Source organism: Exiguobacterium sp. s64 (genome assembly GCF_018618035.1).
Lineage (GTDB): Bacteria > Bacillota > Bacilli > Exiguobacteriales > Exiguobacteriaceae > Exiguobacterium > Exiguobacterium mexicanum_A.
On the sequence record NZ_JACSLH010000001.1, the window covers coordinates 43,187 to 58,979 of the forward strand.

Genomic DNA, 15,793 nt, shown 5'->3' on the forward strand with positions numbered 1-15,793 from the left:
ATTAATGGATCAACACCGTCATCTAACTACTAACCAAGGCGTCCCAATCGGGGATAACGCCAACTCCATCACAGCGGGTCGTCGCGGCCCGACACTTCTCGAAGATTATCAGCTAATTGAGAAACTCGCCCACTTTGACCGTGAGCGCGTACCGGAACGGGTCGTTCATGCCCGTGGCGCCGGAGCCCACGGTGTCTTCAAAGTTAAAAATAGCATGAAACGATATACAAAAGCCAAATTTTTGCAGGAAGAGGGACAAGAGACACCAATCTTTGCTCGCTTCTCGACCGTCATTCATGGTCTCGGCTCACCAGAGACGCTTCGTGACCCACGTGGATTCTCGGTCAAGTTTTACACGGAAGAAGGGAACTACGACTTCGTCGGAAACAACTTGCCGGTCTTCTTTATCCGTGACGCCATCAAATTCCCGGATGTAATCCACTCACTCAAACCGGACCCGCGGACGAACCTGCAAGACCCGGACCGTTTCTTCGACTTCATGTCGCTCACGCCGGAATCGACGAGCATGCTCATCCACTTGTTCAGCGATGAAGGAATTCCAGCGTCATACCGTCATATGCGCGGCTCATCGGTCCACTCATTCAAATGGGTCAACGAATACGGAAACACGGTGTACATAAAACTCCGTTGGGTCCCGAAACAAGGTATTAAAAACTTGTCGATGGAAGAAGCGGCGAAAGTGCAGGCCGAAGACTTCAACCATGCGACACGCGACTTGTTCAACGCCATCGAGGAAGGCGACTTCCCGGAGTGGGATCTTTACGTCCAAATCCTCGACCCGGCCGATATGGACAACTTTGACTTCGATCCGCTCGACGCGACGAAAGATTGGTTCGAAGACGTCATCCCGTATCAACTTGTCGGTACGATGACACTCAACAAGAACGTCGACAACTTCTTCGCCGAGACAGAGTCGGTCGGTTTCAACCCGGGTGTGCTCGTTCCTGGAATTCAACCGTCTGAAGACAAGATGCTCCAAGGCCGCTTGTTCTCGTATTCGGACACGCAACGTTACCGCATCGGGGCAAACTACTTGCAGCTCCCAATCAACTGCCCGTTCGCACAAGTGTCGAACAATCAGCGTGATGGGGCGATGCCGTTCAAACAACAGACGAGCCCGGTCAACTATGAACCAAACCGCTATGAGGACGCACCGAAACCGGACGCGGCTTATATCGAGACGGAACAACCGCTCACAGGCGTAGCCGGTCGTCAAAAAATCGAGAAGACGAACGACTTCGGTCAAGCGGGTGAAGTGTACCGTCGCTACTCGGAAGAAGAGAAAACGGCGCTCGTGAACAACTTGGTGGCACACATTAAAGAAGTTCGCCACGAGAATACGGTGCTGCTCTTGATTTGCAACTTCTACCGGGCCGACCGCGACCTCGGCGCGCGTCTCTCGGAAGCACTCAACGTCGATATCACACCATTCTTGAATCAAGTGACGGAATAACTTGTCCGCAACAGAGATGCGTAGCTGCATCTCTGTTTTTGTTTTTTTTTTTACCTTAGGAGGATAAGTGGTTCGAATCTCAAAAATTGTCCCAAGCCCGTCCATATGCCAAGATAAGAAAAAAGGGGGATGTTACACATGAACCAAGTCATCGACACACTATTGAATCATCGCTCCGTCCGCTCATTCACGAATGAGACGTTGACCGACGAACAAATCCGACTCATCGTCGAGAGTGCCCAGCGCGCTTCGACGTCGAGCTTCATCCAAGCCTATTCTATCATCGGGGTGACCGACCCGGAGAAGAAAGCAAGGCTAGCCGAAATCGCCGGTAACCAGCAATACGTCATCGACAACGGTCACTTCTTCGTCTTCTGCGCCGATTTGTATCGACACGAGTTGATTGGAGAACTGCGGGAGGCAGACGTGAATGCGACGCTCGAGACGGACGAGAAGTTGCTCGTCGCGGTCATCGATGCCGCGCTCGCGTCCCAAAACGCGGTCGTGGCCGCTGAATCGATGGGCCTCGGCATTTGCTATATCGGCGGAATCCGCAATGACATGTTCGCTGTGAAGGAACTGCTCAGTTTACCGGAGCGGGTATTGCCGCTCTTCGGACTTGCCGTCGGTGTCCCGGAGCACGTCGAAGACCAGAAACCGCGCCTCCCGCTCGAACATATTTATCACGAGAACACATACGTCGCCGACACCGAGCAACTGAAACAAGAACTCGATGCGTATGATGCGACGATTCATGACTACTACGCGGCCCGTGGGTCGAACCAACGAAGCGACACGTGGACCGGACAAATGGGACGGATGTTATCGAAACAGACCCGGCTCGACGTAAAAGACTTCTTGAAGACTCAAGGTTATTTAAAGCAAAATTAAGAACCGCTCAGGCGGTTTTTAATTTGGGGACGCTGTCTAAACAGAAGGGGGCAATCACGATAAAAGGAATCAAACCTTTATTGATTTGTACGTTGATTGTTTTAATCATATTGATTGTGTTTACATCTCTTGAATTTCTAATCTTGAAAATACTCGGTCTACAATATGAATCGTTGTGGAGTCTGCTCCTCTTCTTCCTCGTATACGGACTGTCAGAGATCCCGATTAACTTGTTTCTGTCGGCTTTATTGAAGGCGTTGACGACTCTCAATGTCATCCAATCACATACAGAGATGTTAGCTTTGTTCCTTCACATCATGAGTACATTCATCATTATTAACATCATTGACCGATTGATGACGTCTGTGTCGATTTCTCAACTGGGGATCAGTCTGTTCTCGCTTGTCACAGGTCTAGTAGGGTGGTTATCTATTCAACAAAATCCTGATCCTCCAAAACGAGGTTCAAAAGAATTTGAAGCTTACGAAAAAAGATGAGTAGAATTACCGGCGAGACAAACAAAGGAGCGGCTTTTCTCAATCGAGAGAAAACCGCTCCTTTATTTTCAATTTGTCTGAGCATCGAGCCAGGCGTGGTCGATCGCGCCGAATTGCTTGGCAATGATGACCCCATTTTCATCAAGGACGTATGTTGTCGGCATCGCTTGAATTCGGTAGGCGTTACCGACGATTCCTTCCTCGTCATAGACGACCTTGAACGCATCTTCATATGGGGCGACGAACGTCCGCGCATCCTCGATGTCCCGTTCACTCGTCGTCGTATTGACGGCGACGATGGTCACATCGTCTTGTTCTCGGGCAAACTTGGCCATATCCGGCATCTCGGCCCGGCACGGAGGGCACCACGATGCCCAGAAGTTGACGACGACCCGCTCACCGCGTAAATCTTCCAAGTTGAACGGCGTCCCATCGGTTCGCTTCAACTCAAAATTCGGTAGGACTTGGCCGATGTTCAATCCGGTCTGGGACGAGTCGGCCTCGAGCCGTGGCGTCTCGTCCGGTAAGCTCGCATTGATGACGGCGAGCACGACGATGAGCCCGAGTCCGTATTGGACCGCCTTTTGAGATGGCCGTGCTACATATGTGGCGACGGCGATGAGAAGAAAGAGCGGAATGAGCGACCACAACTCGAATGTATCGGTCACAAGCGACCCGACCGACCAAATCGCGAACGCACCGACCACGGTCCAGAGTAACAATCCGAGCGTAGGACTCTGCATCCAGCGCCATGTCGTGACGAGCAGCAAGGCGATTAGGCCGGCCATATAGATATGGAGCGGTTGCGGAGATGAGAGCAGTGGGAGCATCCCATATTTGGGGACGACGAGCGTCACCGCAAACCAAAAGACCAAGGCCGAGAACAACCAATAGCCACGAAGGCTAGGCGTGAGCCGGAATACAAAAATAGCAATCACGGCAGCGGCAATGAGAAGTGACCACGTGCCGCCGGTCGCATAAAGGGATAAGGCCAAACTTCCCGTCGACGCGAGACCGAGGACGATCGCACTTCCTTTCCATGCGAGAAAGCCGGCGAACCAGGTGCCGAGGACGGCGTCGCGTTCTTTTTCTGACAAGCCGATTTTTTTAAAGCCGATGTAGAGAATAAGTAGGCTGGCCATCATAGCCAGCAAATCGAGTCGAACGTTCAATGGACCGATGGCAATCACAGAATCCCTCCTAGAGAAAAAGCGCCCAAACGAGTGGGCGCTTTCTTTGTTTGTAGTATAGCATTAGCCGATTTGTTCTGCATTGAGGACAGTCTTCATCGCGCCATAGCCACCGAGGATGTTTTGGATATCCTTGTAGCCGAGTGATTGAAGCACACTCGCGGCCATTCGTGAACGGACGCCAGATGCACAGTGAACGGCGATTGTTTGATCTGTCGGGAGACCTTCATGGTCGCGTGCCAGTTTACCGAGTAGGATGCGCTCGGCTTTCTCGTAGTGGCTCGCGTTCCATTCTGTCGCATTTCGGACATCGAGGACGAAAACGTCACCTTTTTCTGCCGACTCGATCGCTTGTTCCGCTGTCACATCTGTGTACGTTTCCGTCAACAGTTCTTGACCGAGTTCTTCGACTGGGACGACGAAGCGGAGACGGTCGAGACCGATTGATTGGAGGTCCGTCTGTACTTGATCGACATCTTCCGCGCTCGCGATGAGCGTGATGTCTTTGTCGAAGTTGACGAGCCAGCCGGCCCATGAGACGAACTTCGTGTTGTAAGGGATGTTGATTGTGCCTGGGACGTGACCTTTGGCGAACTCTTCCCCTTTACGCGTATCGACGACTTGTGTTTCCTCGACGAGCGTATCGAGGCGGTCCGAACCGACGACTTCTGGACGAGCGATTTCGTTCGTGACTTGGATGCCTTCTTTGTTCACTTTTTTCATCATCGCGAAGTAGTTCGGCGGTTCTGGTTGGTCCGTCGTCAACTCTTTGATGAACGCGTCTTTGTCTGTCATTTGAAGCGCCCAGTTCGTCGCTTTCTCGTAACCGACCGTCGATGTCGGGATGGCGCCGAGCGCTTTCCCGCAGGCACTTCCGGCACCGTGACCCGGCCAAACTTGAACGAAGTCAGGAAGATCTTTGAACTTCTTGAGCGAGTCGAACATTTGCTCGGCACCGATTGCTGTCGTTCCTTTTACACCGGCTGCTTCTTCGAGCAAGTCAGGACGACCGATATCGCCGACGAAGACGAAGTCGCCTGTGAAGATACCCATTGGTTGTGTTTGGTTTCGGTCGTAGAGCAAGAACGAGATATGTTCTGGCGTGTGCCCTGGTGTATGCATGACTTCGAGTGTGACGTTACCGACTTTGAACGTGTCGCCATCTTTGACGAGTTTTGAGTCGATGTCTTTCGCGAATGCATATTTCCATGACGCGTCGCCTTCGTCTGATAGATAAGCCGTTGAACCGGTACGTTTCGCAAGCTCGAGTGAACCTGAGACGAAGTCGGCGTGGATGTGAGTCTCAGCCGTCGCGACAATCTTCATGCCTTCTTTTTCAGCTTCCTGAAGATAAGGTGTGATGTTACGGGCCGGGTCGATGACGACGGCCTCGCCGGTCATTTGGCAACCAACCATATAAGATGCTTGTGCTAATTTTTGATCATAGAAATAACGTAATAACATGTGAAATACCCCCTAAGAATAGTTGACTGTAAACGATTGTCGTTTTTGAAATATATATATAGAAGATTGTTAGACTGTTTCGCCCGTCCAGCTCATCATGCCGCCATCGACGTTGATGACATCGAAGCCGAGTGAATCAAGGTAAGCCGAAGCGTTCATGCTTCGTCCGCCTGCTGCACAGATGACGTGAATCGGTTTCGAACGATCGAGCTCATCGACTTTCGCACCGAATTCAGAGAGTGGCACGTTTTTCGCTTGCTTGATGTGGCCACCTGCAAATTCGTCTGTCTCCCGAACATCAATCAAGTTGAGTGTCTCGTCAGATTGAAGCAATGTTTCTAGTTCAGTTGTCGAAATGGTTTTCATGAGTCATTGATCTCCTTTGTGATTGTAGAATTTTTGAAGTGAGTTTCTTTCGTTGTTTTCAATATACCCCCTGAGGTATACTGAATGCAAGAAAAAGAATCGGAGGTCGAAAATTGAAGAAATTCATGATGATTTTATCGATTTTGGTGCTGGTGACGATCGGAATCGTCCTTTTCACGTCCAAAGAGACTGGAATCACAAAAATCGACGTGGAAACACTACAAAACAGATTGGAAAACGAAGAAATAACCTTGTTAGACGTCCGAGAAGTAGACGAATACGAGGGGGGGCATATCGAAGGAGCGGTGAACGCACCACTTTCTTCATTAAATGAAACCGAATTGCCTTATCCGAAAGATGAACCGATCTATGTCATCTGCCGGAGCGGAAATCGAAGTGCCCAAGCGGCACAACTGTTGAAAGAACGTGGCTACACTGAAATTTATGATGTCTCGGGCGGCATGATTGCCTGGGAACAAAAATAAAAACTTACTTATTATATAGGGTAGGGAATTGGAGGAATTGATATGGAATTTGGATTTATCATCACCATCTTTTTGATCGGCTTTATCGGGTCGTTCATTTCAGGGATGGTCGGAATTGGCGGATCGATTATTAAATATCCGATGTTGTTGTATATTCCACCGCTCCTCGGCTTCGCGGCGTTCAGCGCCCACGAAGTATCGGGAATCAGCGCGATTCAAGTCTTCTTCGCGACGATCGGTGGAATTTATGCATACCGGAAAGGTGGTTATTTGAACAAACAGCTCATCTTGTATATGGGTGTCGCTGTCTTGATTGGGAGTTTCATCGGCGGCTACGGCTCGACGCTCTTGTCTGAGAACTTGATTAACGTCGTTTATGCCGTGCTCGCGACGATTGCGACAATCATGATGTTCTTACCGAAAAAGAACGTCGAGGATGTTCCGCTCGACCAAGTCACATTCAATAAAGTAATTGCAGCGAGCTCGGCGTTCATCGTCGGGGTGGCAGCAGGAATCGTCGGGGCAGCAGGAGCGTTCATCTTGATGCCGATCATGCTCGTCGTGCTCCGGATTCCGACGAAGATGGCGATCGCGAGTTCGCTCGCCATCACGTTCATCTCGTCAATCGGCTCGACAGCGGGGAAAATCATCACCGATCAAATCGTGTGGGAACCTGCCGTCATCATGATCATCGCGAGTTTGATTGCGGCACCGCTCGGTGCAAACGTCGGTAAGAACATGAAGACGAAGTCACTTCAAATGATTTTGGCGTTACTGATTTTAGCGAGTACAGTAAAAATTTGGATGGACATTATCGGTTAAGCGAATCAATGTTAAATGGCTACCAAGGCGACTTGGTAGCCATTTTTGTGTAAAGACTGCAATGGAATTGTTAAGTTTATGTATAGTTGTAAACGTCAATTAGTTGAATCGGGTTCACAAGAACGTTAAAATAGAGGCTATACGTCTAAAAAAGAAAATGAACCTTTCACTTGAATTCCATATAAGGAGTGTTTACATGAATCGCACGAATCAATCGAAAGGAAGAATGGACCGATTCCGCCAAGCGGCGCTCGACTCGTTCAAAACACATCGTCTGTTCTGGATGTTCACCATCTTGTTATGGACGAAGTCGCTGATCGCGTATCAGTTCTTCTTCAACATGCCGGCCGAGAATCTGGTCCAGGCATTCATTCTCATCATCAACCCGCTCAGCTTCACGTTGTTCTTGTTCGCCTTCAGCTTCTTCTTCGGGGGAAATAAGAGGAAGTGGGCGCTGTATAGTCTATATCTCGTCTCCTCGCTCATCTTGTTCGCGGATACGACCTATTACCGTGAGTTCACGGATTTCTTGACCGTACCAGTCCTATTCCAATCGTCGAACATGGAGACGCTCTCGTCGTCATTCCTCTCGCTTCTCGAATGGAAAGACTTGCTCTTGTTAGGGGATCTCGTCGTGCTCCCGTTCCTACTATGGAAAATGAAAGAGACGAGCCAAGCGTCACAGCGCCGCGTCTTGATCACATTTACGGCAGCCGCCGCCATGTTCGGGTTCAACCTCGTCCTTGCGGAAACGGAGCGTCCAGAGTTACTCACGCGCTCGTTCGACCGGGAACTGTTGGTCAAAAACTTAGGAACGTTCAATTTCCACGTCTACGATGCCATGCTTCAAACGAAGACATCGGCCCAAAAGGCGCTCGCAGACGGATCTGAATTGGATGAAGTCGAGAACTTCACACGTCAGAACTATGCGGCTCCAGACCCGGAGATGTTCGGGAAGTATAAAGGCAAAAACGTTGTCGTCGTCTCGTTCGAGTCGGCTCAAAACTTCACGCACAACATGAAAGCGTCGAACGGCGAGTACATCACGCCGAACTTGAACAAACTGATCGAAGAATCCCACTACTGGCCGAACTATTACCATACGACCGGCCAAGGGAAGACGTCAGATGCCGAGTTCGCACTCGATAACTCGCTTTACGGCCTCTCGCGTGGAGGAGTCTACTTCACGAACGCCGATAACGAATACAACGCGTTACCAGAAGTCATCAAAGAAGATAACTACTACTCGGCCGTATTCCACGCCAACAACAAGTCGTTCTGGAACCGCGACCAGATGTATCAAAACATCGGCGTCGACAAGTTCTTTGACGAAGCCAGCTACGACCTCGGGAACCCTGAGGATATGACGGAGTGGGGTCTGCTCGATGATGAGTTCTTCCGCCAATCGGTACCGATGCTCGAAGAGCTGCCAGAACCGTTCTATGCGAAGTTCATCACGCTGACGAACCATTTCCCGTACACGATGCCGAGTGAGAAGCACGAGCTCGTCCCGAAATTTGAGACGAACTCGACGACACTCAACAACTTCCCGCAGGCGCTCGCCTATCAGGATTACGCGCTCGGGTTGTTCATCGACGAGTTGAAGGCGAACGGCATGTGGGATGACACGATCTTTGTCGTCTACGGCGACCATTACGGCATCTCGACGAACCATAACGCCGCCATGGCGGATTTGCTCGGGAAAGACGAGTTGACGCCATACGACGTCGCCAAGCTCCAAGCGGTCCCGTTCGCGATTCATTTGCCGGGACAAGACAAAGGTGAAGTGCACGAGACGATTGGAAGTCATGTCGACATGAACCCGACGATTCAGCACTTGCTTGGAATCGATACGTCACAACAGGTCGGATTCGGGAACGACTTGTTCTCGAAAGAGCATTATGACCGCGCCATCTTCCGTGATGGGACGGTCGTGACGCAAGACCATCTGTTCACGCAGTCGATGTGCTATGACGCCAAGACTGGCGAAGTCGCAGAAGACGGTGAGGCGTGTACACCACTTGAATCAGAAGCGAACAAAATCCTCGAGATGAACGACCAGCTCATCTATTCAGATTTACTCCGCTTCAAACAAGCTCAATAATGAAGAGAGAAAAGATTGGAAACAGTCTTTTCTCTTTTTTTGTGGTCGTCGCGCCTTAGGAAGACTAAGATGAAAGAAGTGCACATCAGAAAAGGAGAACGAGATGACATTAGATTATACGGGAGAACGGGTCATCCCAGATCGCATGGACCCGCTGAACGGCTTGTTGCTTGAACATATCGCCCGTTACCATTTCGCCCTCTTATACATGAACGGACGCGTCCTCGATTTTGCGAGCGGGAGCGGATACGGCAGTCAATTGATCGCCAAGAACTTGAAAGGGACCGTGACCGAGGTCGTCGCGCTCGACTTGTCAAAAGAGGCGACGCGCTATGCGAAAGGCCGCTATCACCATCCGAACGTGGCCTATGTAGTAGGCGACGTTTTAGACCGGACGTTGCCGGAGAAACTCGGGACGTTCGACTGCATCGTCAGCTTCGAAACAATCGAACACGTGACCGACTATGAGGCGTTCATGGCGAACGTGTGGCAACTCTTGAAGCCAGGGGGCATCTTGGTGTTATCGACGCCATTCGGGCAAGGGGTCGGGCAACCGACGAATGAACTGTTCCATGTCCACCAGTTCACCGAGGCCGAGTTTGAGGAATTATTTACGTCATTCACGTCGACCGAATTTTATTATCAACGAGGTGTGCTCGTCGAACCGAAACGGGGGGCACGCCATTATCCAATCGGGATCACCGTCGCGGTTAAATAAAAAAATCCCGATGAACGAGGTCATCGGGTAATGAAATAGTATAACAGGCCGAGCGCCACGAAGGAGATCGGGAACAGGACGATATACGTCCACGACACCATCGACCAGCTTTTCTTTTGACTGTAGTCTGATTTGTCTTTCCCGAGTCCGACCATGATCGTAAAAATGAGGGCAATCAAGCAAACGAGTAGCGATAATCCGATTGTGAGATACATATTGTCACATCCTTCTTTGTTTCTTCATATATCAAGCATAGCTGAAAACGTAACGAAAAAGCCTCTGAAATGTTGGGATTCTGTGTCCGACAATCAGAGGCTTTTATCACACCTGGGTATCTTTTATATATGTGTCGGCATCATCGATTGGAATGCCAAGCGCCTCGTGGATGACGATCAAGGCGCTGTCGTTGCGCTTGTCCGTCTCGGCGGCGACACAGTCGTGCGGGACATGAAGCTCATACTCACGCATATAGCCGTCATTCGCCGAGAACAGGATACAGATATCTGAGGCGACACCGGTCAGGACGAGCGATGTGACGTCAAGTTGACGCAACAAGATGTCGAGCTGTGTCCCGTAAAACGTCGAGTGTCTCGGCTTGATGATGAAGTATTCTTTTTCTTCCGGCGCGATCCGCTTGGCGATGGCGCTGCCTTTTGAAGACTCGACGTGCCGGATGATATCCTCGGTGCTGTCTTTCCACTGCCCGAAGTTATCGTTGCAGTAGATGACCGGCCAGTCGTTCTCTTTAAAGTGACGTTTCAGTTTCAAAATCGGGTCGACGATCGGCTCCGTATGTCGAAACAGGTCGTCCCCACCGACGAAGTCGAAGTCGTTAAACAGATCGATGATGAGTAACGCCGTCTTTGGCATCGTGGTCCCTCCATTCAAAGAAGTCTCTGTATAGGAAGTACCACACTCGTTCAGACGTTAATCGTCATTCAGCAAACGTTTTGCTGCGGAACATGAACGCCGTGATGATGTAGAAGGCGACGATGTGAATCAAGACGTAGAACGCCGAGAACCAAATCGTCACGTCCATCGTCTCCATGAAACCTGGGCTTTGGTAGTAGATCGACAAGTCCGTGTGTAGGAAGACAATCCATTTGGCGATGGCCGGTTTCCACGCGATGAGAAGACCACCGATCATCGTCGAGACGAAGTTTGCGAGCACGGTGAAGCCGATCACGACCCCGACCGATTTGAAGACGACCGAGAACATGAGCGTCAAGAAGATGACGAACACGCCGCTCGAGACGCTAAGCAGGACATTGCGGAACTGCTCGAGCGTCAACTCCCCGTCGAGCGTCAACGCAAAACCGTACGTGACGGCAAGAATGAACACGAACTGGGCGAGCATGATGAGAAGGGCGGCCACAAGTTTCGACAGTAAAATTCGATCGCGCGAGTAAGGACTCATGAGCAAATGCTTCAACGTATCAAATTTCAACTCGTTCCCAATCATCTCAGCGGTGAACACGATCGTGAAGATGCCGAGGAACGTCATCGCCGCCATCGTCGCATAGTTGACGAACGTTTCCGCGTCACCTGGGTTGTTGCCGCTCCGGACGATGAAGTACGTTAAGACGATGATCCCAGTGTACATACCGAGTGCGACGAGCGGTTTGATCGTACGTCGCCATTTCATGAACTCATTGGCTAGTAATGAACGCATTGTTCGTGCCTCCTTCTTTTTTCGTCAATTTCAAGAACTGTTCTTCAAGTGTCTCGTGTTTCATCCCGATCTGATAGACGGCGATGTCACGTTCGACGAGATGTTTCAACAAATGCGGAATATCGGTTTCCGGACGCGGGACGATGAACGTCTCAGCTGATTGTTGAATGATCTTCACATCATCAAAAGCGAGTGCGACGACATCGAGCGCTTCGTTCATCTGCTCGCGGCCGACTTTACAGAGGATGACACTTTCCGTCTTAGCCTCACCGTCTCCGCCTTGGACCGACTTGATTTGTCCTTGATCGATGATGGCGAACCGGTCGGTGATCAGTTCCATCTCGCTCAATAAGTGACTTGAGATGAGGATGGCGATGCCGCGGTGGTCGGCTAAATGCCGTAAGTAGTTGCGCAAATCAGCGATGCCTGCTGGGTCGAGACCGTTTGTCGGCTCGTCGAGGATCAATACTTTCGGGTTATGGAGCAGGGCACGGGCGATGCCGAGTCGCTGTTTCATCCCGAGTGAGTATTGTTTCACTTTCATATCGAGCTTTGTCTCAAGTCCGACGAGGGCACCGAGGGCGTTCAAGTCGACTTTCTTTAGACCAGGAATCAAATTCATCGCGTGAATCAGGTTCTCGCGGCCCGTCAAATACGGATAGAAAGCCGGGTTTTCGACGATGGCCCCGATGCGACTGAGCGCTTGTTGGCGTTCTGTCGAGACGTCGAATCCGTCGACGGTCACTTTGCCGTGTGTTGCTGACATGAGGCCGGTGATAATACGGATCGTCGTCGTCTTCCCGGCGCCGTTCGGTCCGAGGAAGCCAAAGATTTCTCCGGGCGTGACGTCAAAACTGACATTTGTCAGGACGTTCGTCTGGCCCATTTTCTTGTGTACATTTTGTACGGATAACATAGGGTCACCTTGCTTTCGTTTAGAGTATTTTCCAACTGGACACCCCTATATACGGACTGGATTGAAACAAGGTTTCACCTTTTTTTGAAACTGTTGAAACAAAGCGGTGATTTCACAATTAGTTGATAAGGAAAACTTATTGAAATAGTATGGACGAATTGTGAATTTGAAAGGGTCTTTCCACAGGGAAAGGTGTAGTATGAAGAGGAGAGAAAGAGGCAAGATTTGGCTCTTTTTGCAGGACGAATCAGATAGATGAACTGCTTCGTGCTTAATGTTAAAATGAAAGCGTTCACACATCGGACGCACAGGAACGGATAGGGGGATTTATTCAATGGGAGAGTCGTCGAACGGTCGCGAAGAAGTGCAAGCATTTTATGGTCCAAACTTAGGCTACATCGTTGAATTATATGAGCAATACGTTGAAGACCCAGAATCGGTCGACGCGGAGACGCGTCAATACTTTGACGAACACGGGGCACCGGAAGCGAGCGCGCCTGTCGCGTCGGCTGCATCGTTTGATTTAGAGAAAGTCGTGGCAGCGACACGGTTGGTCAATGATATCCGGGCACTCGGCCATAAAGCGGCCGATATTTATCCGCTCAAAGACCACCCGCGCGAACACGGCTTGTTTGCGTTTGACCGTTACGGATTGAGTGAGGCCGACCTCGAGCAAGTACCAGCTCACTTGTTGTCGGAAGACGTGCCAAAACCGGGCGCGAACGCGCTCGAACTCGTTCGTCATTTGCTTGATGTCTATACGGGCACGGTTGCCATCGAGCTCCGCCACTTGGACGATATGGAAGAGAAGCGTTGGATTCGCCGCCGTATCGAGCAAGGCGCATTGAAAGCGAAGTACTCGAAGAACGAGAAAATCGAGCTGTTCCAGCGTCTAGCCGAGACAGAGTTGTTCGAGTCGTTCCTTCATAAAACATACGTCGGACAGAAACGCTTCTCGATCGAAGGGCTCGACGCGATGGTGCCGCTCCTTGACGCCATGGTCGGCGGTCTCATCTCGAGCGGGTCAGAACATATCAATATCGGGATGGCCCACCGCGGACGCTTGAACGTACTCGCCCACGTGCTCGGCAAACCGTATGAGATGATTTTTGCCGAGTTCCAGCACGCCCCGAACAAAGAGTTGATCCCATCGGAAGGGTCGATCGGCATCAACTTCGGTTGGTCCGGCGACGTGAAATATCACCTCGGTCTCGACCGCAAAGTGTTAGAAGAGAAGAAAGAGGTCCGTTTGAACCTCGCCAATAACCCGAGTCACCTCGAGTTCGTCGGTTCGGTCGTCGAAGGCTACACGCGCGCCGCGCAGGACGACCGCTCAGAAAAAGGGATGGCAGTCCAACATGACGACAAAGCGGCATCAATCTTGATTCACGGGGACGCCGCGTTCCCAGGTCAAGGAATTGTCGCCGAGACGCTCAACATGACGAACTTGCAAGGCTATCGTACAGCGGGGACGGTCCATGTCATCGCCAACAACACGATTGGCTTCACGACCGACCCGAGCGATTCGCGCTCGACACGTTATGCGAGCGATATCGCCAAAGGCTATGAGATTCCAGTGTTCCACGTCAATGCGGACGACCCGGAAGCGTGTGTCGCCGTCGCCAAACTGTGCAGCGAGTATCGCGCCAAGTTCCATAAAGACATCCTCGTCGACTTGGTCGGTTACCGCCGCTACGGTCATAACGAGATGGATGAACCGATGAACACGAACCCGGTGCTCTATAAAGCCATCAAAGAACATCAATCGGTCCGTCACGTATACGCAGATGTGCTCGAAGCGGAAGGTGTCATGTCGAAAGAAGACAAGGCGACGATCGAACAGTCGATCGAGGATCGTCTCAAGTCGGCCCGTGACCTCGTCCCGGCCGAAGAAGAAGATGCTGACATCGTCTTGCCGGAAGTGGTCCATAAAGGATTCCCGTTCGTCGAGACGGGCGTGGAACGTGATGTGCTCCAACAATTGAACGACGAATTGCTCGTCTGGCCGGAAGGCTTCGGCGTGTTCCATAAACTTCAAAAAGTGCTTGACCGTCGCCGTGACGCGTTCGCGGACAATGGGAAAGTCGACTGGGGCCATGCTGAGACGCTCGCCTATGCCTCAATCATCTCGGACGGCACGCCGATCCGCTTGAGCGGGCAAGATTCAGAGCGCGGAACGTTCGCGCAACGTAACATCATGTTGAACGATGTCGAGACTGGCAAGAAGTTCTCACCGCTCCATCACTTGTCGACGGCGAACGCCTCGTTCTCGGTCCACAACAGCCCGCTCTCAGAAGGCTCGGTACTTGGTTTCGAATACGGATACAACGTGTTCGCCCAAGACACGCTCGTCCTATGGGAAGCACAGTACGGTGACTTCGCCAACTCGGCGCAAGTCATGTTCGACCAGTTCATCTCGGCCGGTCGCGCCAAGTGGGGCCAAAAATCAGGTCTCGTCATGCTGTTGCCACACGGCTATGAAGGTCAAGGGCCAGAGCACTCGAGCGCCCGGATGGAGCGTTACTTGACGCTCGCCGGAGAGAAGAACTGGACGGTCGCGAATTTGTCGACGGCCGCGCAGTACTTCCACATCTTGCGTCGTCAGGCGAAGATGCTCGGTACAGAACAAGTCCGTCCGATGATCATCATGACACCGAAGAGCCTGCTCCGTCATCCGCTCGCAGCCTCATCGGTCGATGAACTGTCCGACAATAACTTCCGCCCGATCATCGAACAAGTTGGTCTCGGTGAGAATCCGGATCAAGTCGAACGTCTCGTCTTCTGTTCAGGGAAGATGGCAATCGATTTGCAAGAAGCGACGATGAAGTCAGAGGAGTCACTCGACTTCCTGCACATCATCCGTGTCGAAGAAATTTATCCGTTCCCGGTCCGTGAGATCCGTGAATTGATCAGCCGCTATCCGAACGCGAAAGAGATCGTCTGGGTCCAAGAAGAGCCGAAAAACATGGGGGCATGGACGTACATCGAGCCTCGTCTCGAAGCGGTCACATCGAACCGATTGAACGTCCGCTACGTCGGCCGCCGCCGCCGTTCGAGCCCGGCCGAAGGAAATCCGACGGCCCATAAACAAGAACAAGCACGCATCATCCGTGAAGCCATCTCACGTGACGCCGTCTCGGCTGCTGCCGGCACGAGCACATATCAAAAAGATCGTAAATAAGTTAAGGGGGAAC

15 protein-coding genes are annotated in these 15,793 nt (G+C 51.3%); 8 read left to right on the plus strand and 7 right to left on the minus strand.

Annotated elements, in window-relative coordinates:
- Window positions 1–4 precede the first annotated feature (4 nt).
- The 3 genes from KNP64_RS00235 to KNP64_RS14940 all read left to right on the plus strand — a co-directional run bounded on the left by KNP64_RS00235 (window position 5) and on the right by KNP64_RS14940 (window position 2,862).
- A complete protein-coding gene (locus tag KNP64_RS00235; protein ID WP_214763706.1) occupies window positions 5–1,474 on the plus strand; it encodes a catalase in 1,470 nt (489 codons plus the stop codon).
- Between the two features lie 138 nt (window positions 1,475–1,612).
- Window positions 1,613–2,365 (plus strand): oxygen-insensitive NADPH nitroreductase, encoded by a 753-nt coding sequence (gene nfsA, locus KNP64_RS00240; RefSeq protein ID WP_214791753.1) that lies wholly within the window; start codon window positions 1,613–1,615, stop codon window positions 2,363–2,365.
- A complete protein-coding gene (locus KNP64_RS14940; protein WP_371815260.1) occupies window positions 2,272–2,862 on the plus strand; it encodes a YrvL family regulatory protein in 591 nt (196 codons plus the stop codon). The genes nfsA and KNP64_RS14940 overlap by 94 nt, the downstream gene beginning before the upstream one ends.
- A 68-nt stretch (window positions 2,863–2,930) precedes the next feature.
- Here KNP64_RS14940 and KNP64_RS00250 read toward each other — a convergent pair whose 3' ends face one another.
- From KNP64_RS00250 to KNP64_RS00260, 3 genes are all read right to left on the minus strand, one after another.
- Window positions 2,931–4,052 (minus strand): redoxin family protein, encoded by a 1,122-nt coding sequence (locus tag KNP64_RS00250; RefSeq protein WP_214791749.1) that lies wholly within the window; start codon window positions 4,050–4,052, stop codon window positions 2,931–2,933.
- A gap of 63 nt (window positions 4,053–4,115) precedes the next feature.
- Complete coding sequence (locus KNP64_RS00255) at window positions 4,116–5,516, minus strand: MBL fold metallo-hydrolase (RefSeq protein ID WP_034776653.1); 1,401 nt, start codon at window positions 5,514–5,516, stop codon at window positions 4,116–4,118.
- 69 nt (window positions 5,517–5,585) lie between these two features.
- Window positions 5,586–5,882: a rhodanese-like domain-containing protein gene (locus KNP64_RS00260; protein WP_029595926.1), complete on the minus strand. Its 297-nt coding sequence runs from the start codon at window positions 5,880–5,882 to the stop codon at window positions 5,586–5,588.
- Window positions 5,883–5,995: 113 nt separating this feature from the next.
- On the opposite strand from KNP64_RS00260, the gene KNP64_RS00265 reads away from it, so the two are divergent.
- From KNP64_RS00265 to KNP64_RS00280, 4 genes are all read left to right on the plus strand, one after another.
- Complete coding sequence (locus tag KNP64_RS00265) at window positions 5,996–6,367, plus strand: rhodanese-like domain-containing protein (protein WP_251126230.1); 372 nt, start codon at window positions 5,996–5,998, stop codon at window positions 6,365–6,367.
- Between the two features lie 42 nt (window positions 6,368–6,409).
- Complete coding sequence (locus KNP64_RS00270; RefSeq protein WP_214707954.1) at window positions 6,410–7,189, plus strand: sulfite exporter TauE/SafE family protein; 780 nt, start codon at window positions 6,410–6,412, stop codon at window positions 7,187–7,189.
- 196 nt (window positions 7,190–7,385) lie between these two features.
- The gene (locus KNP64_RS00275; protein ID WP_214763708.1) at window positions 7,386–9,293 is read left to right on the plus strand and encodes an LTA synthase family protein; all 1,908 of its coding nucleotides are present in this window, start codon (window positions 7,386–7,388) and stop codon (window positions 9,291–9,293) included.
- Between the two features lie 103 nt (window positions 9,294–9,396).
- Window positions 9,397–10,011, plus strand: a complete 615-nt coding sequence (locus tag KNP64_RS00280; RefSeq protein ID WP_138859835.1) for a class I SAM-dependent methyltransferase — start codon at window positions 9,397–9,399, stop codon at window positions 10,009–10,011.
- Window positions 10,012–10,031: 20 nt separating this feature from the next.
- Here the strand turns inward: KNP64_RS00280 and KNP64_RS00285 are convergent, their stop codons facing one another.
- From KNP64_RS00285 to KNP64_RS00300, 4 genes are all read right to left on the minus strand, one after another.
- Entirely contained in the window at window positions 10,032–10,226 is a 195-nt protein-coding gene (locus KNP64_RS00285) for a hypothetical protein (RefSeq protein ID WP_034776662.1), read from the minus strand.
- Between the two features lie 106 nt (window positions 10,227–10,332).
- Window positions 10,333–10,881, minus strand: coding sequence for a cysteine hydrolase family protein (locus tag KNP64_RS00290; protein ID WP_214791747.1), 549 nt, complete (start codon window positions 10,879–10,881; stop codon window positions 10,333–10,335).
- A 64-nt stretch (window positions 10,882–10,945) separates the two neighbouring features.
- Window positions 10,946–11,683 carry an ABC transporter permease gene (locus tag KNP64_RS00295; RefSeq protein ID WP_034776666.1) on the minus strand — a complete coding sequence of 246 codons (738 nt, stop codon included), beginning with the start codon at window positions 11,681–11,683 and terminating at the stop codon, window positions 10,946–10,948.
- On the minus strand, window positions 11,661–12,599 hold the full coding sequence (locus KNP64_RS00300; protein ID WP_214791745.1) for an ABC transporter ATP-binding protein: 939 nt from the start codon (window positions 12,597–12,599) through the stop codon (window positions 11,661–11,663). Before KNP64_RS00300 ends, KNP64_RS00295 begins: the two co-directional genes overlap by 23 nt.
- 334 nt (window positions 12,600–12,933) lie before the next feature.
- Between KNP64_RS00300 and KNP64_RS00305 the strand changes: the two genes are divergently transcribed.
- Entirely contained in the window at window positions 12,934–15,780 is a 2,847-nt protein-coding gene (locus KNP64_RS00305) for a 2-oxoglutarate dehydrogenase E1 component (RefSeq protein WP_214791743.1), read from the plus strand.
- Window positions 15,781–15,793 lie beyond the last annotated feature (13 nt).

Excerpts from the sequence above, each read along its gene's own strand:
- KNP64_RS00235 (WP_214763706.1), top strand. The coding sequence starts at position 5 with ATGGATCAACACCGTCATCTAACTACTAACCAAGGCGTCCCAATCGGG.
- nfsA (WP_214791753.1), top strand. The coding sequence starts at position 1,613 with ATGAACCAAGTCATCGACACACTATTGAATCATCGCTCCGTCCGCTCA.
- KNP64_RS00255 (WP_034776653.1), bottom strand. The coding sequence starts at position 5,516 with ATGTTATTACGTTATTTCTATGATCAAAAATTAGCACAAGCATCTTAT.
- KNP64_RS00260 (WP_029595926.1), bottom strand. The coding sequence starts at position 5,882 with ATGAAAACCATTTCGACAACTGAACTAGAAACATTGCTTCAATCTGAC.
- KNP64_RS00270 (WP_214707954.1), top strand. The coding sequence starts at position 6,410 with ATGGAATTTGGATTTATCATCACCATCTTTTTGATCGGCTTTATCGGG.
- KNP64_RS00275 (WP_214763708.1), top strand. The coding sequence starts at position 7,386 with ATGAATCGCACGAATCAATCGAAAGGAAGAATGGACCGATTCCGCCAA.
- KNP64_RS00280 (WP_138859835.1), top strand. The coding sequence starts at position 9,397 with ATGACATTAGATTATACGGGAGAACGGGTCATCCCAGATCGCATGGAC.
- KNP64_RS00285 (WP_034776662.1), bottom strand. The coding sequence starts at position 10,226 with ATGTATCTCACAATCGGATTATCGCTACTCGTTTGCTTGATTGCCCTC.
- KNP64_RS00290 (WP_214791747.1), bottom strand. The coding sequence starts at position 10,881 with ATGCCAAAGACGGCGTTACTCATCATCGATCTGTTTAACGACTTCGAC.
- KNP64_RS00295 (WP_034776666.1), bottom strand. The coding sequence starts at position 11,683 with ATGCGTTCATTACTAGCCAATGAGTTCATGAAATGGCGACGTACGATC.
- KNP64_RS00300 (WP_214791745.1), bottom strand. The coding sequence starts at position 12,599 with ATGTTATCCGTACAAAATGTACACAAGAAAATGGGCCAGACGAACGTC.
- KNP64_RS00305 (WP_214791743.1), top strand. The coding sequence starts at position 12,934 with ATGGGAGAGTCGTCGAACGGTCGCGAAGAAGTGCAAGCATTTTATGGT.